Consider the following 23,782-nt stretch of genomic DNA (forward strand, 5'->3'; position numbering starts at 1 on the left):
ATTTAGCCTATTGTTTGATATTGTAATTTCTCTAATACTTTTTTATACTCTTTTGGATATACCTTAACAAACTGTGTTGATGCTTCGTTCCAGTTGTTTAGTATCTGTTGTGCAAGCTTGCTGCCGGTTAAGCTGATGTGCTTACGCAATAAGCCCAGTATTTGCTCTTCGTCCTGTACTGATAGCGGATCAAGATCAACCATTTCGGTGTTGCAATTTTCGGCAAAGCTACCATCCGGGTTATAAACCCAGGCTAAACCGCCGCTCATACCTGCTGCAAAGTTTCTGCCTGTTTTTCCCAAAATCAGCGCGCGGCCACCGGTCATGTATTCACAACCATGGTCGCCTATACCTTCAACAACTGTTGTAGCGCCAGAGTTACGTACCGCGAAACGTTCGCCTGCCATACCGCCTATAAATACCTCGCCAGATGTAGCTCCATACAGGGCCACATTACCGATGATGATATTGTCTTCAGGTACAAAAGTTGCGTTGGTTGCAGGATAGATAGCCAATTGTGCGCCAGATAAGCCTTTTCCTACATAATCATTGGCTTCGCCTTCCAGTTCAAATGATAAACCTTTAGTGGCAAACGCGCCAAAGCTTTGTCCGGCTGAGCCTTTGAATTTATAGTTAATGGTATTATCAGGCAATCCTGCTGAACCGTATATTTTAGATACTTCGTTTGACAACAAGGTACCGATGGTACGGTTAACGTTAATTACATCAAATGATGCAAACACCGGCGTTTTATCTTCAAGAGCAGCTTTAGCGCTTTCCAACAGTTTCCAGTCCAATATATCGCTCATGCCATGATCCTGGCTTTCGCTGTTATACAGGGTCATACCTTTGGTGTTGGTTACCGGGTGCAGTATGCCCGAAAGGTCGATCTTTTTAGCTTTCCAGTTATCCAGATGATCTTTCACTTTCAGGAATTGAACGCGGCCAACCATTTCATGAATAGTACGGAAACCTAACTCAGCCATAATTTCGCGAAGCTCTTCTGCCATAAAGCGGAACAGGTTAACCACGTGTTCAGGCTTACCTGAAAATAGTTTTCTCAGTTCAGGATCTTGAGTAGCCACACCTACAGGGCAGGTGTTTAAGTGGCATTTACGCATCATGATACAACCGCCTGCAACGAGGGCCGCAGTAGCAACACCCCATTCTTCGGCGCCCATTAAAGCTGCAATAGCTAAATCGCGACCGGTTTTTAGCTGACCATCTGTTTGCAGTACCACACGGCTGCGCAGTTTGTTGCGTACCAGTGTTTGGTGAGCTTCGGTTAAACCAAGTTCCCATGGTAAGCCTGCATGTTTTATAGAGCTTATCGGCGATGCGCCTGTACCGCCATCGTAACCTGCAATAAGGATCACATCAGCATGAGCTTTAGCAACACCAGCGGCTATGGTACCAACACCGGCTTTTGAAACCAGTTTTACGTTGATACGTGCGGCACGGTTGGCATTCTTAAGATCGAATATCAGCTGCGCTAAATCTTCAATTGAATAAATATCGTGGTGCGGCGGGGGCGAAATTAAACCTACACCCGGAGTAGAGTGACGGGTTTTTGCAATCCAGTCATCAACTTTATGACCGGGCAGCTGTCCGCCCTCACCTGGTTTTGCACCTTGCGCCATTTTTATCTGTAATTCATCGGCATTGGTAAGGTAGTTTGAAGTTACCCCGAAACGTGCCGAAGCAACCTGCTTAATGGCCGAACGCATAGAATCGCCGTTTGGCAGTTTTTCATAGCGCATTTCATCTTCACCACCCTCGCCGGTATTGCTTTTGCCACCTATGCGGTTCATGGCGATAGCCATAGTGCTGTGTGCCTCATGTGAGATAGAGCCGAATGACATGGCGCCTGTTGCAAAGCGTTTCATGATGTTTTCGGCCGGTTCAACCTCATCAATGCTGATGGCCTCACGGTGATGAGCAAAATCAAGCAGGCCACGGATAGTGAAATGCTTTTCGGTTTGCTCGTTAATTACTTTAGCATAGTTTTTATATACCGCGTAATCATTAGTACGGGTAGCATGCTGTAACAAGTGTACAGTTGTTGGGTTAAACAAGTGAGCCTCGCCGCGGCGTTTCCACTGGTAAATACCACCTTCGGGCAGCAGGTTATCAGCGGCTTTGGCGCTAAAGCCGATGCGGTGTTTGCAAAGGGCCTCGCGTGCAATTTCATCCAAACCTAAACCACCTATGCGGGTCACAGCTCCGGAGAAATAACGATCAACAACCGCTTTGTTTAAACCTAATATTTCAAATACCTGCGATCCGTGGTATGACTGTAAGGTTGATATACCCATTTTTGAGAATATCTTCAGCAAACCATCGTTTACAGATTTTACGTAGTTTTTATGCAGTGTTTTAATGTCAAGACTGGTTTCCAGGCTGCCATTGTTTTTAACCGTTTCAATGGTCGATAGCGCCAGATAAGGGTTAATAGCAGTTGCACCAAATGCCAGTAAACAGGCAAAATGGTGTACTTCCCAGGCATCGCCGGTTTCAACAACCAAACCTACCGCGCCACGACGACCTTTTTTAATCAGGTGGTGGTGTACTGCAGATACGGCCAGCAATGACGGGATTGGCGCGTGCTCAGAATCAACCGCACGGTCAGACAGGATCAGTACCTCAAAGCCATCATCAACAGCGTCTTCGGCATAACGACAAAGCCTTGCTATGCCTTTTTCAAGTGAACCCGGCATGCCATCGGCATTAAAATAGGTTTGCAGTGTTTTGGCGTGGAACAAGCCGGTATCAATACTGCGCAGTCTTTCTAATTGGTGATTTTTTAATATCGGGTGTTTTAATACTACGCAATGGCAGTGCATTTTATCTTCATCAAGCAAATTGCCGTTGTTACCTATAAAGGTAGCCAAACTCATTACCAAACGCTCACGGATAGGATCGATAGGTGGATTGGTAACCTGCGCAAAAAATTGTTTAAAGTAGCTTGACAGGTGCTGAGGTTTATCCGACAATATAGCTAACGGCACGTCAGTACCCATAGAACCTATAGGTTCTTTGCCGTCAACCGCCATTGGTTTAATAATGGTATCAACGTCTTCACGGCTATATCCAAATACCTGCTGATAACGGAACACAGAAGGCTCAGAAAGGCTCGCAAAAGCCAAACGTGGCTCAGCCAGCTCGCTCAGGTTTATTTTGTAGTTTTCCAGCCAACGACCATAAGGCTGCTGAGTGGCAATTTGTTGTTTAATTTCTTCGTCGGTAATAATGCGGGCCTGCTCAGTATCAATTAGCAGCATTTTACCGGGCTGCAAACGACCTTTACGTAACACAGTGCTCTCATCAATAGCCAGTGTACCGGCTTCGGAAGCGGCAATTACACGGCCATCATTAGTGATCACATAGCGCAGCGGGCGTAAACCATTACGGTCAAGCACAGCACCAACCAGTTTACCATCTGTAAAGCTGATAGCGGCTGGGCCATCCCATGGCTCCATTAAGGTTGCATGATACTCGTAAAATGCCTTTTTAACCGGATCCATTTGTTCGTTGCCATCCCATGCCTCAGGTATCAGCATCATCATTACGTGCGGTAACGAACGACCTGAATGCAGCAATATTTCGATGATATTGTCCAGGCAAGCCGAGTCAGACTGGTTGTTATCAATCACTGGCATGATCATCTCCATTTCTTCGGCAGTAAAATAAGCCGAAGCATAAGATTTTAATCCGGAGTAAAACCAGTTAAGGTTACCGGTAAGTGTATTGATCTCGCCATTGTGAGCAATTAAGCGGAATGGCTGAGCCAGTTTCCATGACGGGAACGTATTGGTAGAGAAACGCGAGTGGATCATGGCAAAGCCTGATGCGATACGCGGATCATTAAGATCTGAATAGTATTTACGCAGCTGATAGGTAGTTACCTGACCTTTGTAAACAATTGTTTTACATGACAGCGATGTAAAGTAAAAATGATCGCCAGCACCGGGAATAGTTTCGGTGATGGTTTTATTAATATATCTTCTTAATATGAATAGTTTGCGTTCAAAATCCTCGGCATTGGTAATGCTGGTTGGCCTTGCAATAAATATCTGCTCAACATCAGGTTCGGCCTGACGCGCGGTTTCGCCAACAGCCATTGAATCTACAGCTAATTTGCGGTAACCTAACTTAATAAGACCTAACTTTTCAATAGCATTGGTAATTACATTGCGGCAAGCTTTTTTCTGTGCCGAATCTTTTGGAAAAAATATCATCCCAACACCATACTCACCTGGTTCAGGCAGGCTGATCTCCAGGTTTGAGCATTCTTCCATCAAAAATTCATGAGGTAGTTGTATCAATATACCAGCCCCATCGCCGGTTTCCGGGTCGCATCCGCAGGCGCCGCGGTGTTCCATGTTTTCGAGCATGGTGAGCGCGTCGTCAATTATCTGGTAAGTTTTATGACCATTAATATTGGTTATAAATCCAGTTCCGCAGGAATCGTGTTCAAATTCTGGCCGGTAAAGGCCCTGGTGGCTCTCAGTTTGATTCATCGTAAATTTAAACCAGTTTTATAAAAAGGGTGTAATTACGAAATTACAAAATACTACATAAATTATAAAATCATCGGTTATTTTTAAAAATTTCTAAAAAATCCATTACTAAAGTAATGTTTATTTAACAAATCGATAACAAAAAAGATCGATTATTGCGATAACATAAATCAAATACGGTATTTTCTTATTTAGAATCAATATAAAGTTGCACAAACAAAGCAATATTCAGTTATACAAGCGGTAATTTTTGCTTTAACAGAATTTAATTTTGTGCAAAATTCAACCTTTACGATATAAAATATCGCCCTTCGCGGGTATTGCGTATTTGCCGTGTTACGCCATGTTTAAAGGTAAGTTTAAGAATTATTAACTTCGCAAAAAATTTGAAACAAATGCCCGAAAAAAATAAAGCTGTTTTTTTAGATCGTGATGGAGTACTTAACCAGGAAATGGGCGACTATGTGTGCCGTTTGGAGGACTTTCATGTGCTTGATAATTTTGAGGCACTGAAAACTCTGCAAGACAGGGGTTACATGCTGTTGGTAGCCACCAATCAGGGCGGCCTGGCCAAAGGCTGGTACACTGAAGATGAACTTGCAAAAATGCATAGTCACCTGAAACAGGTTTATAAAGAGCACGGTGTGGATATAGTAGATTTCTTTTACTGCCCCCACCATCCGCTGTTCACCGGTGATTGCGATTGCCGCAAGCCTAAACCCGGTCTTTTGTTACAAGGAATAGAAAAATACAATATCGACCCGGCAAAGTCATACTTTATCGGCGACCGTGAGCGCGACGTAGAAGCAGGAACCGCCGCAGGCGTAAAAGGAATACTGATAGACAGCGACCAACCAATAAGCACTGTGCTGGATTTGATAGATTAAGAGCCCCCTCTAAATCTCCCCCAAAAGGGGAGACTAAAAAAAAATATTTTAAAGCCCTCTCCCTTGGGGAGCGTTGGGTGAGGTAATAACTTTTTTACAAAACCTAAAACATTTTAGCCTCGTACAACTTTTACCACTATCACCAAATAAAACTACATGCAGTTAAGCCGCTATCTAAAAAACTACGATACTTTCATTGCAGCGTTAATTGGTTTTGTTGCTGTTCAAATATTTTGCAGCTATAGCGGTATCGGCATTTCGCCCGACTCTATTATGTATACCAGTGCCGCCCGCAGTTTAAATGCAAATGGCACGCTGCAAACTTTTAACCATATACCTATAGTTGACTTCCCGGTGTTTTATCCTCTTTTCCTGGGGAGCATTATGTTTGTCACAGGTACCGATCCGGTTGTTTACGGGGCGATACTAAACGGGCTCATGTTCGCAGCCCTGATATATACCAGTGGCTGGATCATGCACCGCTTTGTGCCCTCATCGCGCGTATATAAATGGTTAATGCTGGTGGCTATTATATTGAGCCCGGCGCTTTTACAGGCTTACTCCTACTTATGGTCAGAGACTTTATTTATACTCGAAACCCTGTTATTCCTGGTTGCATTCAGGCAGTACCTTTTAAAACATACAGTTAAAGCTTTATTGGTAGCCGCCCTTATTGCCGCCATTAGCTGTATAACCCGGTATGCTGCGGTTACTATTGTAGGTACTGGGGGCCTGCTTTTATTACTCGACAGGGTTTTACCGCTTAAAAAGAAAACAGTACACATTATTATATACGGTTTCACCTGTATATCACTGCTGGTTTGTAACCTGCTATTCAACGCCTTTATGTCGGGCACAACAACAGGCCCGCGCGAACCTTCTATTACTCCGTTCAGCAAAAACCTTTACTATTTCGGCACCGTCATGTGCGATTGGATGGGACTTACCCCCGATCAGTATTTTTTGGCTACGCCATTGGCTATAATAATATTGGTTGGCTTTATAGCCGCGCTGGCTTACAATTATTATCGCCGTCATTTAAACAGCTTCGAGAACCTGGCCATTACCTTTGCTTTGGTTTACGGGCTGTTCATTATTTTGTCATCGACCTTTTCGCGCTACGAACGTATCAATCATCGTTTGCTGGCGCCTATTTACATACCTGCGCTGTGGGGTTATACCAGCTGGGGCCTGTTATTATTAAAACGGATAGCCAATATAAATACCCGGAGAATAGTTGCGGCAGTATTTATTATACTGATGCTGGGTTTTGTTACTAAAGAATACCTGATTGATAAGGCCCGCTATAACGATCAGATAGCCGACGAATACGGCAACCCCGGTTATACCGATAACAGCTGGATGGAATCGCCATTTGCAGGCTACCTTAAGCATATTGATAAGAATATGTTTAAACCGGGTATTACCATTTATACGGACGCGCATGAGGCGGTATATTTCTTCTCGGGCATGTCATCGTACCTGGTACCTCATAAATTCTTCAAAAAAGATATTGCTAAGTTTTATCAGAAAAAACGGTTCTACCTCATCTGGTTCAAAAATCTCGAGAACCCGGAACTGATCAATATTAAGGATATTGAAAAAGTAAAATCACTGAAAATGATCAAAGATTTTGGCGATGAGGGTGCTATTTATGAATATAGTGAATAATCGGGGCTAAAATTTGCAAAATTTAAAAATCATCAGATTTCATTACACCTTATTGCGAAAATCTTAAAATTTAGCAATTTCTGATTCAAATATTTTGATTTAAAAAACAACTGTCTATATTTGCGACAGCTAATCTATAGTTTTACTATATAAAAATGAACGGTATCGCACTACATCATCTTCATCTGCATCACCACCATGTGGTGATCAGCTAATATGTATGTTTCTACGCGAAATAACAACCTCCGTTTATACTCTTTTTTATCATAGTTTCTTAAACTCAATCTTTTGAAAACACTTAAAATAGCAATCCAGAAATCTGGTCGGCTCAACGAAAAATCTGTTGAATTATTAAAAAATTGCGGCTTAAACTTCGAAAATTATAAAAGCTCGCTCATCTCCCCGGTATCAAACTTCCCTTTAGAAATTCTTTTTCTGCGCGATGACGATATTCCCGAATACGTTCAGGACGGTATTGCCGATCTGGGCATTGTTGGCGAAAACGTGATACAGGAAACCGAAGTTGAGGTAAGCTACCTGCAGCGTTTGGGCTTTGGCAAATGTTCATTAAAAATAGCCGTGCCAAATAACAATACCATCCAAAGCCTTGCCGATTTAAATGGTAAAGCCGTGGCCACCACCTACCCGGTTATACTGGGTAAGTTCCTGAAAAAGGAAGGTATAAATGCCGATATCCGCACCATTTCCGGTTCTGTTGAGATTTCACCCGGCCTGGGTTTAAGTGATGCCATTTGCGACCTGGTTTCAACAGGCGGTACTTTAAAAAGCAACGGATTAAAACCATTTGTAGATGTGATGTCATCAGAGGCGGTATTGATTGGCTGCAAAGATTCTGAAAAAGACGACCTGATACAGGAACTGATACAACGTATCCAGTCTGTTTTACGTGCCAAAGAAACTAAGTATGTGGTACTTAACGTTCATAGAGATAATCTTGATAAAGTAATCGCCCTACTGCCGGGCGTTAAAAGCCCATCGGTAGTTGGACTGGCCGAGGCCGACTGGGTAGCAGTACATACGGTTATACCTGAACGCGATTTCTGGGACAGGATAAGCCAGCTGAAACAAGCCGGCGCGCAAGGCATTGTGGTAATGCCTATTGAGAAAATAATATTGTAGCCCCCCCGCCCCCCTAAAGGGGGTGGGAATAAGGCTATAACATAAATATTAACCTTTTAAATTCCCCCTTTTAGGGGGTTAGGGGGCTTATGAAACTATTTAATTATTCAGACCTAAGTACAGCAGACATCCAAAAACTGGTTCAGCGCAATGTTGATCCGGCCAATGAGATCCGCACTATTGTTGATGAGGTAATTGCTAATGTACAGCAGCATGGCGACAAGGCCCTGTATGATTACGCCCGCAAATTTGACAAGGTTGACCTTAGTAACCTGTACCTTGACAAAACTGATTTAGAAGAACTTGCTGAATCTGTATCGGCAGAACAAAAAGCTGCGCTGCAAACCGCATATAACAATATCCATAAATTCCACAAATCGCAGGTAAAGGCTGAGGATAAGGTGGAAACCATGCCCGGCGTAACCTGCTGGCGCGAATTACGACCGATTGAAAAAGTGGGCTTGTACATTCCCGGCGGCACGGCTGTTTTACCAAGTACTTTTTTAATGCTGGGCATACCCGCCCGCATAGCTGGTTGCAGCGAAATTGTAGTTTGCTCACCACCGCAAAAAAACGGCAAGGTTAACGCCTTTATAGCGTATGTGGCACTGCTGCTTGGAATTGAGAAAATATATCTGATTGGTGGTTCGCAGGCCATTGCGGCTATGGCTTATGGTACAGAAAGCGTTACTAAGGTTGATAAGATTTTCGGCCCCGGCAACCAGTTTGTAACTAAGGCCAAAACCATCATCCAGTCGACAACTACAACTGCTATTGATATGCCGGCGGGCCCGTCAGAAGTATTGGTAATTGCCGATGAATCTGCAAACCCGACTTACATAGCTGCCGATCTGCTGGCACAGGCAGAGCATGGCATTGATAGTCAATCGGTATTGGTATGTACATCGGCCCAAATAGCGCAGCAAGCACTTGCCGAAGTGGAAAAACAATTACCTGTGTTGCCACGTGCCGAAATAGCCAAACTGGCCATTGATAACTCGTACATAGTAGTTACATCAAATTTGGATGACGCTATGGACTTCAGTAACCAGTACGCTCCTGAACATTTAATACTGGCAACCGAGAGGTGGAAGGAGATAACCGGTTTTATCATTAACGCGGGGTCGGTTTTCCTGGGTAATCTAACCCCGGAAAGTGCTGGCGATTACGCATCGGGCACCAACCATACCCTGCCAACCAGCAGCTATGCGAGGGCTTATTCTGGTGTATCTGTCGATTCGTTTGTTAAAAAGATCACTTTCCAGCACATCACCCGTGAAGGCATCCAAAACATTGGCCCAAGCGTTGAAATTTTGGCAGAACTGGAAGGCTTGCACGCACACAGGAATGCAGTATCAATAAGGAATAGTAATTAAAAAAGTTAAAACATGTCATTGCGAGGAGGTACGACGAAGCAATCGCGAATGGTAAAGATTAACCTTGCAAAGTTCGCGATTGCCACGCTACGCTAGCAATGACATAATTAATACAACAATGTACAATATCAACAATATACTCCGCGAAAACATCAAAAACCTAACTCCCTACTCCTCCGCACGTGATGAGTACCAGGGCGAGGCCAGTGTTTTCCTGGACGCTAACGAAAACGCATTTGGGTCGCCTTTGGAGCAGGCGTTTAACCGCTATCCCGATCCTTTGCAGTACCAGTTAAAAAAACGCATCACCGAAATTAAGGGCGTACCACCTCGCAATATTTTTGTTGGCAACGGCAGCGATGAGGCTATCGATATCCTTTACCGCAGCTTTTGTAACCCGGGTGTGGATAATGTGATTATTGTGCCCCCTACTTATGGCATGTACCAGGTATCAGCCAATATTAATGATGTAGAAGCACGCAAGGTTTTGTTAACCGAAGACTATCAGCTTAACCTCGAGGGCATTGCCGAAGCCATTGATGAGCACACAAAACTCATCTTTATCTGCTCGCCCAACAACCCTACCGGCAATTCTATTAACCGCGCCGATGTAGAAACTTTACTGGCAAACTTTAATGGGCTGGTAATAGTTGATGAGGCTTATATCAATTTCAGTCGCCAAAAAACTTTTATACAGGAACTTACGGAGTATGCAAACCTGGTAGTATTGCAAACACTTTCCAAAGCATGGGGGTTGGCGGGTTTACGCGTAGGCATGGCATTTGCCAGTGAAGAGATTATTGAGGTGATGAACAAGGTAAAACCACCCTATAATGTTAACGAGGCATCGCAGCAACTGGCTTTAGAAGCTTTGAACAATATTGACCAGATCAACGCCTGGATTAGGGAAACCCTGCTACAACGCGACAGACTGGTGCTTGAACTTAAAAACTTTGATTTTGTGCTGGATATTTACCCTTCGGATGCTAACTTTATCCTCGTGAAAACTACCGATGCCAACAATATTTATGACTATCTGGTCGGCAAAGGCATCATTATCCGCAACCGCTCCAAAGTTGAACTCTGCGAAGGCTGCTTACGTATTACCGTAGGCACACCCGAAGAAAACACTACATTACTTGAAGAGTTAAAGAAGTTTTAAATGAAACTTTTTATGCACAGAAAGATGAAATCATTAATTCAATAACTCATTAAATCAATAATTATAATAGATGAGTAATTTACAGAAAATATTGTTTATTGACCGCGACGGCACCCTCATTACCGAGCCTGCCGATGAGCAGATAGACTCCTTTGAAAAACTGGAGTTTTATCCCGGCGCGTTGACCTACCTGCCAAAAATTGCCAAGGAGCTTGATTTTGAGCTGGTAATGGTTACCAACCAGGACGGTTTGGGTACAGCGTCATACCCTGAAGATACTTTCTGGCCGGTGCAAAACTTCATCCTGAAAACGTTTGAAGCCGAAGGCGTAAAGTTTAGCAATATCGTGATTGACCGCACTTTCCCGGCCGAAAAAGCGCCTACCCGCAAACCCGGTACCGCATTGCTTACACAATACCTGGATGCCGAAAAATATGACCTGCAAGGTTCATTTACTATCGGCGACCGCAAGAATGATGTACTGCTGGCCCGTAATTTAGGCGCTAAGGCTATTTGGCTCAATAACAATTCGGACCTGGGTGGTGCTGAATTTACAGAAGCTGATCATATTGGCGATACCATTGCCCTCGAAACTACCGACTGGCAAAAGATCTATGAGTTTCTGAAATTGGGCCAGCGCGTAGTTGAACACCGTCGGGCTACTAAAGAAACTGACATTTACATCAAAATAAACCTTGATGGCACGGGCGATGCCAAAGTATCAACCGGACTGCACTTTTTTGACCACATGCTTGACCAGATAGCCCGACATGGCAGTATTGATCTGGAGATCACGGCTAAAGGCGATCTGCATATAGATGAACACCATACCGTTGAAGATACCGGCATTGCTTTAGGCGAGGTTTTTGCTACCGCTTTAGGTAACAAAAAAGGCATTGAACGCTACGGTTTTTGCCTGCCTATGGACGATTGCCTTGCACAGGCAGCCATTGATTTTGGCGGGCGCAACTGGATAGTTTGGGAAGCAGAATTTAATCGCGAAAAAGTGGGTGATGTACCTACAGAGATGTTCTACCATTTCTTTAAGTCGTTCTCAGACGCGGCCAAATGCAATCTGAACATCAAAGCCGAAGGGCAAAATGAGCATCACAAAATTGAGGCTATATTTAAAGCCTTTGCAAAGGCAATAAAAATGGCCGTTAAGCGTGATGTAGAGAAGATGGTTTTACCAAGTACAAAAGGGGTATTGTAAGCCCCCCGCCCCCTGAAGGGGGTGTTTTTGATTAGCATAATGGACAAGAATCAAGAAAATAAAGTAATCACTTCAAAAGCTCCCCCTTTAGGGGGCGGGGGGGGCGTCGGCATCATTCGATACGGCGCCGGTAATATATTTTCGCTCACGGCGGCTTTAGATCGCTTGGGTATTCCTTACGGTATGATCAACAAAACCGAGGATTTTGACAAGTACGACCGGTACATTATTCCGGGAGTTGGCCATGCGGGCGCGGCCATGAACAAACTGAAACAAACCGGGCTGGTGCCTACCATTAAGGCACTTAACAAACCTACACTTGGCATTTGTGTAGGCATGCAGTTGCTTACCTCCTATTCCGAGGAAGGAGACAGTGATTTATTGGGCATATTCCCTATAAAAACACTGCGGTTTAAGGATAGCAACACCTATAAAGTACCGCATACTGGCTGGAACCAGGTGTTCCCCGAAAAGGAAAATTTATTATTTAAAAATATACCGTCCGGATCACACTTTTACTTTGTACATTCATACTTTATTGAGTATGATAAAGCATACACTTTATCATCGGCCACATACAACAATGAATTTTCGGCATCAATTTGGCATAATAACTTCTACGGAGTACAATTTCACCCCGAAAAATCGGGCGTGTACGGCGAAACATTGTTAACAAACTTTTCAAAATTATAGACGACATGTATATTATCCCTGCTATTGACATATTGAACAAAAAGGTGGTGCGTTTACGTGAGGGCGATTACGGGCAGGTAACAGAATATGATGTTACACTTGAAGAAATGATTGAGCGTTACCAAAGCAATGGTACTAATTTCATCCACATTATTGACCTCAACGGCGCTAAAAATGATTTTAGCAATCAACAATACCTGTTTGATGTGATCCGCAAAACCGACATGAAGGTGCAATACGGCGGCGGCATCCGCAGTATTGACAAGGTTAAAGAACTGATAGATGCCGGTATCCATCGTGTAATTGTTGGCACACAGGCGATTACCAATCCAAACTTTTTGCCTGATCTTGGTAAAGAAATCTGCGGTAAAGACAAATGCTCCGACCAGGTGGTTATCGCTATCGATGTGCTCGACGAGGTGATCAAATACTCGGGATGGATGGAAAGTTCGCCCATTAAACTAAAGGATTACATTGATAAATGCCTTGCATTGGGCTTTTTCCGCTTTTTATGTACCGATATTAATAAAGATGGTAAACTGGGCGGTGCAGGTATTGAGTTGTATGAAAAACTGCTTGACCACTCACCGTTCATCAAACTTATTGCGTCTGGCGGTGTAAGCTCTATGAAAGATATTGAGCAGCTAAGCCGTTTAAAGGTAGAATCGTGCGTTGTAGGCAAAGCCATTTACGAAGGTCACATCACCATCGAGGACGTAAAAAACTGGAACCTGGACGCGCTGATATCGATTTAGAAATTCCTTTTATACTACTTTGTCATTGCGAGCTATAGCGTGGCAATCGCGAATATACAGAACAGACAAGCAAGTTCGCGATTGCTTCGTTCCTCGCAATGACATTTATAGACACCCATGTTAAGTAAAAGAATCATCCCCTGCCTTGATGTTAAAGACGGTCGTACGGTAAAAGGTGTAAACTTTGTTGATCTCCGTGATGCCGGCGATCCGGTGGAACTGGCCTGGAACTACTCCAACCAGGGCGCGGACGAACTTGTTTTCCTGGATATTACCGCAACTGTTGAACGCCGCAAAACCATGGTGGAGCTGGTGAAGGCCGTTGCCCGGCAAATCAATATTCCGTTTACCATCGGCGGTGGTATTAATGAGATTGCCGATGCTGATGCCTTATTAAATGCCGGTGCCGATAAAATATCCATCAATTCGGCCGCGGTGCGTAACCCGGCCCTCATTGATGAACTGGCCAAAGTGTTCGGTGTTCAGTTTGTGGTGATCGCTGTAGATACCCGCCATAATAACGGTAAAAATATAGTTCATTTAAATGGTGGCCGTTTACCAACTGAGCGTGAGACGTTGGAATGGATACTGGAGGCCGAAAGCCGCGGTGCAGGTGAGATCCTGCTTACTTCCATGGACCATGACGGCACCAAGAACGGATTTGATAACGGTTTGCTAAAAACTGTTAATGATGCAGTACACATCCCGGTTATAGCCTCTGGCGGGGCCGGCGCGGTACAGCATTTTGTTGACGTATTTGACAAAACAAATGTAGATGCAGCCCTGGCGGCGTCGGTATTCCATTATGGCGAAATATTGATCCCCGATTTGAAAGCTGTATTAAAAAGTAATAATATTGAGGTAAGGATTTAATTGGGTGCGGGTTGACCGGTTCGAGTTATGAGGTGCGAGATTCAAATCGTACCAGTATGGGCAACAGGAATTTGGCAACACGAACCCCGAACCTTGTAAACACAAACCACAACCCTGGCAACAGGCAACAGATATGAACATAGATTTCAACAAAACCGACGGACTGGTACCGGTAATTATACAGGATGAGCAAACGCTTGAAGTGCTGATGCTGGGCTATATGAACCAGGAGGCTTACGATAAAACCGTACAGGAAAACATCGTTACCTTTTTCTCCCGCTCAAAAAACCGCCTGTGGACCAAAGGCGAAACCAGCAGCAATTTTCTGCATGTAAAAAACATCAGCATTGATTGCGATAACGATACCATCCTGATCAAGGTTAAAGCCGACGGCCCGACCTGCCATACCGGTTCGCGCAGCTGCTTTAAAACAGAATACAACCAGAACTTTATACTGGAGCTGGAGAATATTATTGCCGACAGGTATGAAAACCCGGTTGAAGGATCATACGTGAACAAACTGCGCAGTAAGGGTCTTAATAAGATAGCCCAGAAAGTTGGCGAAGAAGGTGTTGAAACCGTTATAGCGGCCCTGGCCGAAACAGAAACCGATCTGATCAATGAATCGTCAGATCTGGTTTTTCACCTGCTTGTGCTACTCCGCGAAAAAGGTCTCGACCTGAAAACCATTGCAAAAAATTTAGAAGGAAGACATAAATAGCAGTTTGGAGTTTTGAGTTAGCAGTTATGAGTTGGTGCTCATGTTTCAATACTTAACTCAAAACTCATTATTCAAAACTCATCACTCCCTATGAATGTTGAAAAAATAGCAGAACTTACCGGGCATGGCAACCCCATTTTTACGCTGGAGCTTTCTCAAAAACCGGGTATACTATTTACCGGCGGTAACGATAAGGGGCTGGTGGAGTGGAGTTTGAAAGATTTTACTTTCATTAAAGTGATGTTCCCGGTTAATGCTTCCATTTATGCTATTCACGGGCCTGAGGGTTACCCGATATTATTAACCGGCCTGCGCAGCGGCGAAGTGCTGGTATTTGATTTTGTACGGCAAAAACTCATCAAATCGCTTGCGCACCACCGCAAGCCCATATTTGATATTAAATCTGTAAGTAAAAAAAACGAATTGCTTATAGCCTCCGAAGATGGCACCGTATCGGTATGGAACCTTGCCAGCCTGGAGATGGTGCATACCATCAAAGTATCGGCAGATACGGTACGCTGTATAGCCATCTCGCCCAATGAAAAACAGGTGGCCTTTGGATGCCGCGACAACACTATAAAAATTTACGATCTGGACGATTATACGTTGATCAAAGCCATACACGGCCATACCATGTCGGTTTTTGCTTTGGCATACAGCACCGACGGCACCTACCTGGCCTCGGGCTGCCGCGATGCGCAGATCAAGATCTGGGACAGTGTTACCTTTGAGCCTATCAAAAATATCCCTGCGCATTTGTTTGCTGTTAATCATATCCTGTTTCACCCTACCCGGCCATATTTTGCCACGGCCAGCATGGATAAGGGCATCAAGATATGGGGAACGGACGATTTTAAACTATACAAGATCATCAGTCGCGAAAAGGGCCATCCCGGCCATGTGCTATCTGTTAATAAACTGGCCTGGAACGGCGATCAGTTGATATCCGTAAGTGATGATAAAAACGTCGCGGTTTGGGATATAAAATTTGATTGATTCGAAATAACAGACAAATTCAGGAGAAATCAATAGACAAACCTGGGAGACAGATGTAATGTGTCTCTACAAAAAAACCCAAAAAAGTGTGTCAGTCTGAACTTGTCGAAGACCCGCGCCTAAGACCTGCCCACCATGTTTCGACAAGCTCAACATGACAGCCCCCTATTATTATGCGCTCACTACATAAACCTCTTGATACTATGCAACTGATGCGTATGGCGCTTTTGCTCCTTTGAATAAATGCCGGTACTATCTATACTATCAATCTTCACTTTACCCGATGCATGTATGATATATTCATTATTGAGCATGATGCCAACATGCGTTACCTTGCCTGCCTCGTTATGAAAAAAAGCCAGATCACCTAAACGGGCTTCAGTTAAATCATTTACCAAAACACCTTCATCAACCTGCTGACTGGCATCGCGTTTTATTTTAATACCATTCAGCTTAAATACCGCTTGTGTAAACCCGGAGCAGTCAATACCAAAATGGGTGCGCCCACCCCATAAATATGGAGAATTCAGGAACGATTTAGCAGTTGTACCAATATCTTCACGCTCGCCTATTTCACCAATAATCTCAAAGCGTTCAGTACCTATATTGCACGTTGTTCCCTCTAAAAAAGCGAGCGAGCTGCCCACAGGTAAGTAAATTACACTATTATCGGCTGTTTTCCATGCCTGGGTTACTGCACGGTAGGTTAATGGGGCGGATGTCTGTTTAATGCTTTTATAAGCCACATGGCCAAGCATAGTAAACTGCAATCGGCCTATCCATCCAGTATAATTGTCGCTTTCGGTGGTAATTTTCACCCAGCGTTCCTGCCATTCAATAATTTCGAAGGCCTCACCAAATAATACCTGCGACACCTGTTCGCTCCGGTCATTGGGCTCTGCACGCAGCGGTACTACCGCCAGATTACAAATACCGTATTCCATTTACAAATGTGAAATACAAAATAAAGAAAAAAATTAATGCTTTTATTAATAGGCAGGTAATTACCCCATCTCTTTAATAATCATGCTGTCAAAATATGTGGCACAAAAAAAGGGACAGTAAACTATCCCCTTTTTAATATCATATAAAAAAGCTATTACTCGTTCATGTGCAGCCATTCTTTTTTGGCCAGCAGTTCTTCTTCGCTTTCGCGGATGTCTTCATCATCCACGCAGCAATCTACAGGGCATACTGCAGCACATTGCGGCTCGTCATGAAAACCAACACATTCGGTACACTTATCGGGCACAATGTAATATATATCGTCAGATAGTGCCGCCTGAGTTTCCTCGGCATTTAAAGTATTTCCATCGCCAAAATCGATAACACCCTTAAGCCCTGTGCCATCGCTAAAGCGCCATGCCGCGCCAGCATCATAAATAGCATTATTTGGGCATTCGGGTTCGCAGGCCCCGCAGTTTATGCATTCATCGGTGATTTTAATCGCCATATTTCTAAATATCTAATATTCTCAATTAACTTTGCCTGCAATTAACAGGCGTACAAATATAACAAAAAAAGGGTTTCAGGGTTTAAATCCTTACCACATATATGTCAAAATTTAATATAAAAAACTCAATAAATTCATTTTCAAGCTTAGGAACGCTGTTAACGGAGCCAGATGCACCGCTTATGGCCGTAATTAACGACGAGCAATATCACAATGCCTGGTTTACACCCGAAAGCGTTTTGCGGGCAGTAACTGCCATTGGCAAAATGCTCAACAAGGCCGATCTGCAAACATGGCTGTCAAAATATGAATCGGGCAACAACGGGCAAAACAAAAAAGTGGGCCTTATTTTGGCCGGCAACATCCCGCTGGTGGGCTTTCATGATGTGCTGTGCGTACTGGCCTCGGGCAATCACGCGCTTATCAAAGTATCATCGCAGGACGCTTACCTTATCAAACACATTTTGCATCGTTTAGTCGATATTGATGGCAGCTTTGCCGCTCAATTCAGTTTTGTTGAAAGGCTTACTGATTTTGATGCCATTATAGCTACCGGCAGTAATAACAGCTCGCGTTACTTTGACTATTATTTTAGCAAAGTGCCCAATATTATCCGTAAAAATCGTAACAGCGTAGCCTTACTAACCGGTACTGAAACCGCCGAAGACCTGCTTAACCTGGGCCACGATGTTTTTGATTATTACGGGCTGGGCTGTCGCAACGTATCCAAACTGCTGGTTCCGGAGGATTATAATTTTAACCACTTTTTTGAATCTATTGAGAGCTTTAAGACTATCATCCATCATCATAAATACAGCAATAATTACGATTATAATAAATCTATATACCTGGTAAATGGTGATAAGCATTTGGATAACGGCTTTTTAATGGTAAAGGAAGACGACAGGATGGCATCGCCCCTGGCTGTCCTGTACTTTAGCTATTATACCGATCTGCCAGCAGCACAGCAAATACTTATGGAGCAAAGCGAAAATATACAGTGCATTGTTACTACTTCCCCTATCAGCGTACCTAACCAGGTAGTAGGTTTTGGCCAAAGCCAGCAACCCGCTTTATGGGATTATGCCGATGGCATTGATACAATGGATTTCTTGGCAAATCTTTAAAATTACAATACCTTTGGGAGGTGAGCCAAAAGCTGAAAGCCGAAGGCATAAAGCTTTTTATGGTGATTAATTGCTTTAAGCTTTGTGCTTTAAGCCTTAAGCTCAAAAAAATGTATATTATAAAAGTTAAAGGCGTTGCCAAAATACCTGATTATGTACAACTGCGCGATGATAAATTTACGTTGCTGGCTTATTTCAGGGTTGACAGGCCCGATAAATCATTGGACAAGGCGGGACTGGCCGATAAGGCCGAATATATTATGAATATTATAAAAGACCTGCCGTTTGGGCAGATCTTAAAATTAGAGCTATAAAAATAACATGATCGGAAACTCTGTAATTAAGCTAAACAATGTTGATATTTTTCAGCAGTCGCACCTGGTACTATCAAATGTTAACCTGCATGTTGACAAAGGAGATTTTGTATGGCTAATCGGCCAGACAGGATCTGGTAAAAGCAGCCTGCTTAAAGTAATTTATGGCGACCTGAACATAAAAAATGGCACCGGCCACGCCTGCGGCTATGAGTTAAGCAAACTTGCAGGCCGCGAAGTTCCGTATCTGCGCCGCAAGCTGGGCATTGTTTTTCAGGATTTTCAGTTACTTACCGACCGCTCTATTGAACAAAACCTGCTTTTTGTGATGCGCGCCACCGGCTGGACAGACAAAAAACTGATTGCCGACCGTACACTCGACGTGCTTGAAAAGGTAGGCCTGCGTTCAAAATTAAAGAAAATGCCGCATGAACTATCGGGCGGCGAGCAGCAGCGTGTGGTTATTGCCCGCGCCTTGCTTAACGACCCGGAGATTATCCTGGCCGATGAGCCAACCGGTAACCTCGATCCCGAAACATCCGAAGAAATTGTACTGCTGCTCAAACAGATCAGCCAGTCGGGTACTTCGGTATTAGTTGCAACGCATGATTATCACATCATACGCGCTTTCCCTTCGCGCATCATCAAGTGCGAAAATGGCAAGGTACTGGAAGATGCGGAGATATAACCACTGATTTTGGGGTGATTGTTGTAATTGCGTTGATTTTGACCGTTGATTCGGGGTGATTTTTATGATTTCGTTGATTTTTATATGAATCTTAATTGTCTGGACCACGATTTCTGAGATTAAAAGATTATCACGATTATTTGAACAGATTAAAAATATCCTATAATCTCAAAATCTGTTTAATCATGGTTCAGATAAAATCAAAGAGGTAATCAACGCCATCAGCGTAATCAAAAAAATCAACGGTCAACCTGTCACTCCTGCTTAAAAGGCGTCATGGCTTCCTGATAAAATCACATACCACTGACAGCTTGTCGGCTTTAGGGTAATGGCAGGATACTTGATTGGCACTATCAGCTATGAATTTTAACGATATGTTGAAGAAAAAGAAGAAAGAAAATACGGATACTACAGAAAATATGAATACGGCAGAACAGGAAAATTTACAGGACGGGCAGGATGTGGCCCAAACTGAAGCTACTGAACAGGAAACGGTAGCAACACCAACAGCCGAAGACAAATTGAAAGAAGAACTGGCACAGGCAAATGATAAATACCTGCGCTTGTATGCCGAGTTTGATAACTTCAGAAGACGTACCATCAAAGAGCGCGCGGAAGCCCGCGAAACCGAAGGCAAAGAATTGTTGGTTGCCTTATTACCGGTGCTTGATGATTTTGAGCGTGCCCAGCGTTCAATGGAAAAAGCGGTTGATGTGGCTCCTGTTAAAGAAGGGGTTACCTTGATCCAGAACAAGTTAAAAAATATACTCGGGCAAAAAGGCTTAAAAGAAATGGAATCAATAGGCGCACCGTTTGATGCCGACCTGCACGAAGCCATTACCAATATACCCGCCCCTACCGACGACCTTAAAGGTAAGGTAATTGACGAAATGGAAAAAGGCTATTACCTGAAAGACCGGGTAATTCGCTTTGCCAAAGTGATAGTAGGAGCATAATTGATTTCGGATTTGGGATGTTCGATTTGAGATTTTGATATTTCAATTGATCATCCATCCAAACATCAGTGTAAAAATTTAACGATACATAAATCCGAAATCGAAATTTCGGGATCCGAAATAAATAAAGAACATGGCTAAGAGAGATTATTACGATATACTGGGTGTTGCCAAAGGGGCAAATGCCGATGATATAAAAAAGGCATATCGTAAAATGGCTATTAAATATCACCCCGATAAAAACGAAGGTGATAAAGACGCGGAAGAAAAATTCAAGGAAGCAGCCGAAGCTTATGAAGTATTGAGCAGTCCTGAAAAACGCCAGCGTTATGATCAGTTTGGTCATGCGGCCAATGCTTCATCGCCAAATGGCGGCGGCTACGGCGGCGGCGGCATGAACATGGACGATATATTCAGCCAGTTTGGCGATATTTTTGGCGGCGGCAGTCCGTTTGAAGGTTTCTTTGGCGGCGGCGGTCGCCAGGGTGGCGGTGCCGGTGGCAGGCGTGTAGCCCGCGGCAGCAACCTGCGTATCAAAGTTCGCCTCACTTTAGAAGAAATTGCTAATGGCGCCGAAAAGAAAATTAAGGTTAACAAACAAATAATCTGTAAAACCTGCGACGGTTCGGGCGCTAAAGATAAATCATCGTTCCAAACGTGTAAAACCTGCGGTGGCTCGGGCGCGGTGCGCAGGGTAACCAATACCATACTGGGCCAGATGCAAACTACCAGCACCTGCCCTACCTGTAACGGCGAAGGTTCAACCATACTGTCAAAATGTAATGTTTGTCATGGTGATGGCGTAGTTCGCGGCGAAGAACTGATTACTATTAACGTACCTGCCGGTGTAAGTGAAGGCATGCAACTGAGCATGAGCGGCAAAGGTAACGCTGCCCCACGCGGCGGTGTACCAGGCGACCTTATTATACTCATTGAGGAAATACCTCATGAAACCCTTAAACGCGATGGCAACAACGTAATATATGACCTGCATGTAAACTTTGTTGACGCTACTTTGGGCACAACCATTGAAGTACCAACCATTGACGGCAAAGCCAAAATAAAAATTGATCCGGGAACACAGGGCGGTAAAATACTGCGCCTGAAAGGCAAAGGCGTACCGGAGGTAAACTCTTATCACCGCGGCGACCAACTGGTGCACATCAACATCTGGACACCAAAAGCGCTGAGCCGTGAAGAACGCGAACTGCTTGAAAAACTCCAGAACTCACCCAACTTTAAACCCAATCCGGGCAAAAACGAAAAAAGCTTTTTCGAACGGATGAAGGAATATTTTGAATAAGGCTGAGAGCAGAAAGCGGAAAGCCTAAAGCATTTTTTAAAGCCCTGGATTTAATACGAGGGCACTGAAAAAGTCCAATTAATATGTGAGGTAAAAAGGAGGGCTTAAAAAAATCAATTTGATACGTTGAGAATCGTTTATACGACTCGGCGATGAGACTTGTAGGCCTATAAGACAAGGAAAAGGGGTTGTTCGTGCTTATTGAACAACCCCTTCATTTTTGCCGGATTTTCCGGGACTTTTTCAGTGCCCTCTTTAATACTCCGGGGCTTTTTGTTTGTTTGCTTATTGTTTATAACTTGGTACTGAATCAACCATCACTACCTATGAACAATAAACCGGCAACTCAAGTAGCTGTAATTGCTGCTTTTTTACAAATCGCTATTCAACTTATTTTTATCTACATCGGTACAGATGCTTTCGGCATGAACGTATATCTCCGTTATCTTCTATCTGGATTATCCATGCTTATGTATCTCCTGGTACTCGTTTTTTTGTTAAGCGTACTCAAATTCTTCAATGAAAAAAACAGCATCATAACCGCTTTTGGTGTGTACATTGTTTTTACTATATTTTATAATATTTTAAACATGATTGTTGGCATGTGGGTCACCAATCTTGTTACCTATTATACCGTTACGAGCATTTTTCATTTTTTATTGGTGTTGTATGTGGTTACCATGTCATTTATGGTTAAGCATCCGGTAATACGCAAGGGTTTTGTGCTGTTTGCTATTTTATCATTGATAACCGCTGTCACCGTTATGGCTTTGCCTATGTTATTTGGATTACTTCATATAGGCTTTCAGGCATACCGGTATATTTACCTGGTAAATGTGCTGCCGCCAGTTGCCGCCATCGTTATTTTTAACAAAACAACCGAAAGCACCAAAAACCCCGGTTTTACAGGCGACAAACCTTTGTTTAACGACGACCGGTTTAAGCCACTACCCTAAACTGCTGGTGTAACATTCTTTAATTGTCTGTATCTAAACCGTACTAATCATTTTTAAAGCCATTAAATGCTAAGCATACGCCACATTGATAAACAATACGCAGGGCACCGGGCCCTAAGCGATGTAAGTCTTGAAGTAGAAAGCGGACAAATATTCGGGCTCCTGGGGCCCAACGGCGCCGGTAAAACCTCGCTTATACGTATCGTAAACCAGATAACCGCCCCCGATTCGGGCGAGATTTATTTTAACGGTCAAAAGCTTAACCAGTCGCACATTAACCGCATAGGTTATTTGCCGGAAGAACGCGGGCTTTATAAAAAAATGGAGATCGGCGAGCAAATGATATACCTCGCCCGCCTGAAAGGCATGAGCCGCGACGAAGCCAACAAGCGTCTCAAATACTGGTTTGAAAAACTGAAGATTGAGACATGGTGGAAAAAAAAGATCGAAGAACTGTCAAAGGGGATGCAGCAAAAAGCCCAGTTTGTGGCTACCGTGCTGCATGAGCCAGAACTCATTATCCTTGATGAACCCTTCAGCGGTTTCGACCCGGTAAATGCCGAAGTAATTAAAGACGAGATACTGGAGCTAAACCGTAAGGGCGCCACTATCCTATTCTCCACCCACCGCATGGAATCGGTAGAGGAACTTTGCGACGCCATAGCCCTGATCCATAAATCGGAGAAAATACTCGACGGCAAGGTAAAGCAGATCCGCAACTCCTACCGCAACGAAACCTACCTGGTAGAGTATATGGGCCAGCAACTGCACTTTAATGGCGTACAACCTTTTGAGGTTATTGGCGAAACCGTTTCTGACGATAACAGCCATACCATCCGCATTAAATTAAAGGAGGGCAATAACTCCAACGATGTGCTGCAATACCTTATACCGCAAACCCGTGTTAATATGCTGCAGGAAGTGGTACCCAGCATGAACGAAATATTTATTGAAAAAGTAAACCAGATACGTTAAACC

At 43.7% G+C, this 23,782-nt stretch carries 20 protein-coding genes and 1 pseudogene; 18 read left to right on the top strand and 3 right to left on the bottom strand.

The annotated features are described in order from the left end of the window. Positions 1-2 precede the first annotated feature (2 nt). On the bottom strand, positions 3-4,520 hold the full coding sequence (gene gltB / locus SNE25_RS22745; RefSeq protein WP_321561310.1) for a glutamate synthase large subunit: 4,518 nt from the start codon (positions 4,518-4,520) through the stop codon (positions 3-5). Positions 4,521-4,915: 395 nt separating this feature from the next. Here gltB and SNE25_RS22750 point away from each other — a divergent pair, with 395 nt between their 5' ends. The 11 genes and pseudogenes from SNE25_RS22750 (at position 4,916) to SNE25_RS22800 (ending at position 16,007) form a co-directional block, all read left to right on the top strand. After that, positions 4,916-5,407, top strand: coding sequence for a D-glycero-alpha-D-manno-heptose-1,7-bisphosphate 7-phosphatase (locus tag SNE25_RS22750; protein WP_321561311.1), 492 nt, complete (start codon positions 4,916-4,918; stop codon positions 5,405-5,407). Between the two features lie 156 nt (positions 5,408-5,563). Then, positions 5,564-7,078 (top strand): hypothetical protein, encoded by a 1,515-nt coding sequence (locus SNE25_RS22755; RefSeq protein WP_321561312.1) that lies wholly within the window; start codon positions 5,564-5,566, stop codon positions 7,076-7,078. Between the two features lie 288 nt (positions 7,079-7,366). Continuing rightward, complete coding sequence (gene hisG, locus SNE25_RS22760) at positions 7,367-8,218, top strand: ATP phosphoribosyltransferase (RefSeq protein WP_321561313.1); 852 nt, start codon at positions 7,367-7,369, stop codon at positions 8,216-8,218. A gap of 89 nt (positions 8,219-8,307) precedes the next feature. After that, complete coding sequence (hisD, locus tag SNE25_RS22765) at positions 8,308-9,594, top strand: histidinol dehydrogenase (RefSeq protein WP_321561314.1); 1,287 nt, start codon at positions 8,308-8,310, stop codon at positions 9,592-9,594. A gap of 118 nt (positions 9,595-9,712) precedes the next feature. Continuing rightward, positions 9,713-10,756 carry a histidinol-phosphate transaminase gene (gene hisC / locus SNE25_RS22770; RefSeq protein ID WP_321561315.1) on the top strand — a complete coding sequence of 348 codons (1,044 nt, stop codon included), beginning with the start codon at positions 9,713-9,715 and terminating at the stop codon, positions 10,754-10,756. 70 nt (positions 10,757-10,826) lie between these two features. Then, positions 10,827-11,969 carry a bifunctional histidinol-phosphatase/imidazoleglycerol-phosphate dehydratase HisB gene (gene hisB / locus SNE25_RS22775; RefSeq protein WP_321561316.1) on the top strand — a complete coding sequence of 381 codons (1,143 nt, stop codon included), beginning with the start codon at positions 10,827-10,829 and terminating at the stop codon, positions 11,967-11,969. Positions 11,970-12,008: 39 nt separating this feature from the next. Next, positions 12,009-12,662: an imidazole glycerol phosphate synthase subunit HisH gene (hisH, locus tag SNE25_RS22780; RefSeq protein WP_321561317.1), complete on the top strand. Its 654-nt coding sequence runs from the start codon at positions 12,009-12,011 to the stop codon at positions 12,660-12,662. Between the two features lie 5 nt (positions 12,663-12,667). Continuing rightward, a complete protein-coding gene (locus SNE25_RS22785) occupies positions 12,668-13,417 on the top strand; it encodes a 1-(5-phosphoribosyl)-5-[(5-phosphoribosylamino)methylideneamino]imidazole-4-carboxamide isomerase (RefSeq protein WP_321561318.1) in 750 nt (249 codons plus the stop codon). Positions 13,418-13,534: 117 nt separating this feature from the next. Beyond that, positions 13,535-14,290 carry an imidazole glycerol phosphate synthase subunit HisF gene (gene hisF, locus SNE25_RS22790; protein WP_321561319.1) on the top strand — a complete coding sequence of 252 codons (756 nt, stop codon included), beginning with the start codon at positions 13,535-13,537 and terminating at the stop codon, positions 14,288-14,290. Positions 14,291-14,417: 127 nt separating this feature from the next. Further along, positions 14,418-15,011: pseudogene (hisIE, locus tag SNE25_RS22795) on the top strand (bifunctional phosphoribosyl-AMP cyclohydrolase/phosphoribosyl-ATP diphosphatase HisIE); the annotation flags it as partial. Between the two features lie 90 nt (positions 15,012-15,101). Continuing rightward, the gene (locus SNE25_RS22800) at positions 15,102-16,007 is read left to right on the top strand and encodes a WD40 repeat domain-containing protein (RefSeq protein ID WP_321561320.1); all 906 of its coding nucleotides are present in this window, start codon (positions 15,102-15,104) and stop codon (positions 16,005-16,007) included. Positions 16,008-16,189: 182 nt separating this feature from the next. On the opposite strand, the gene SNE25_RS22805 is transcribed toward SNE25_RS22800, so the two are convergent. Both SNE25_RS22805 and SNE25_RS22810 read right to left on the bottom strand, forming a co-directional pair. After that, the gene (locus SNE25_RS22805) at positions 16,190-16,951 is read right to left on the bottom strand and encodes a C40 family peptidase (RefSeq protein ID WP_321561321.1); all 762 of its coding nucleotides are present in this window, start codon (positions 16,949-16,951) and stop codon (positions 16,190-16,192) included. Between the two features lie 155 nt (positions 16,952-17,106). Continuing rightward, positions 17,107-17,460: a 4Fe-4S dicluster domain-containing protein gene (locus tag SNE25_RS22810; RefSeq protein WP_321561322.1), complete on the bottom strand. Its 354-nt coding sequence runs from the start codon at positions 17,458-17,460 to the stop codon at positions 17,107-17,109. A gap of 101 nt (positions 17,461-17,561) precedes the next feature. Between SNE25_RS22810 and SNE25_RS22815 the strand changes: the two genes are divergently transcribed. The 7 genes from SNE25_RS22815 (at position 17,562) to SNE25_RS22845 (ending at position 23,779) form a co-directional block, all read left to right on the top strand. Then, positions 17,562-18,587: an acyl-CoA reductase gene (locus SNE25_RS22815; RefSeq protein ID WP_321561323.1), complete on the top strand. Its 1,026-nt coding sequence runs from the start codon at positions 17,562-17,564 to the stop codon at positions 18,585-18,587. A gap of 110 nt (positions 18,588-18,697) precedes the next feature. Next, the gene (locus tag SNE25_RS22820) at positions 18,698-18,901 is read left to right on the top strand and encodes a fructose-6-phosphate aldolase (protein WP_310096727.1); all 204 of its coding nucleotides are present in this window, start codon (positions 18,698-18,700) and stop codon (positions 18,899-18,901) included. A 7-nt stretch (positions 18,902-18,908) separates the two neighbouring features. Then, positions 18,909-19,589, top strand: a complete 681-nt coding sequence (locus SNE25_RS22825; protein ID WP_321561324.1) for a cell division ATP-binding protein FtsE — start codon at positions 18,909-18,911, stop codon at positions 19,587-19,589. Between the two features lie 359 nt (positions 19,590-19,948). After that, positions 19,949-20,545, top strand: coding sequence for a nucleotide exchange factor GrpE (locus tag SNE25_RS22830; protein WP_321561325.1), 597 nt, complete (start codon positions 19,949-19,951; stop codon positions 20,543-20,545). 133 nt (positions 20,546-20,678) lie between these two features. Then, positions 20,679-21,848: a molecular chaperone DnaJ gene (dnaJ, locus tag SNE25_RS22835; protein ID WP_321561326.1), complete on the top strand. Its 1,170-nt coding sequence runs from the start codon at positions 20,679-20,681 to the stop codon at positions 21,846-21,848. 326 nt (positions 21,849-22,174) lie between these two features. After that, entirely contained in the window at positions 22,175-22,804 is a 630-nt protein-coding gene (locus SNE25_RS22840) for a hypothetical protein (RefSeq protein ID WP_321561327.1), read from the top strand. Between the two features lie 66 nt (positions 22,805-22,870). Further along, positions 22,871-23,779 (top strand): ABC transporter ATP-binding protein, encoded by a 909-nt coding sequence (locus SNE25_RS22845; protein WP_321561328.1) that lies wholly within the window; start codon positions 22,871-22,873, stop codon positions 23,777-23,779. Positions 23,780-23,782: the final 3 nt, after the last annotated feature.

This window comes from Mucilaginibacter sabulilitoris (assembly GCF_034262375.1).
Classification (GTDB): domain Bacteria; phylum Bacteroidota; class Bacteroidia; order Sphingobacteriales; family Sphingobacteriaceae; genus Mucilaginibacter; species Mucilaginibacter sabulilitoris.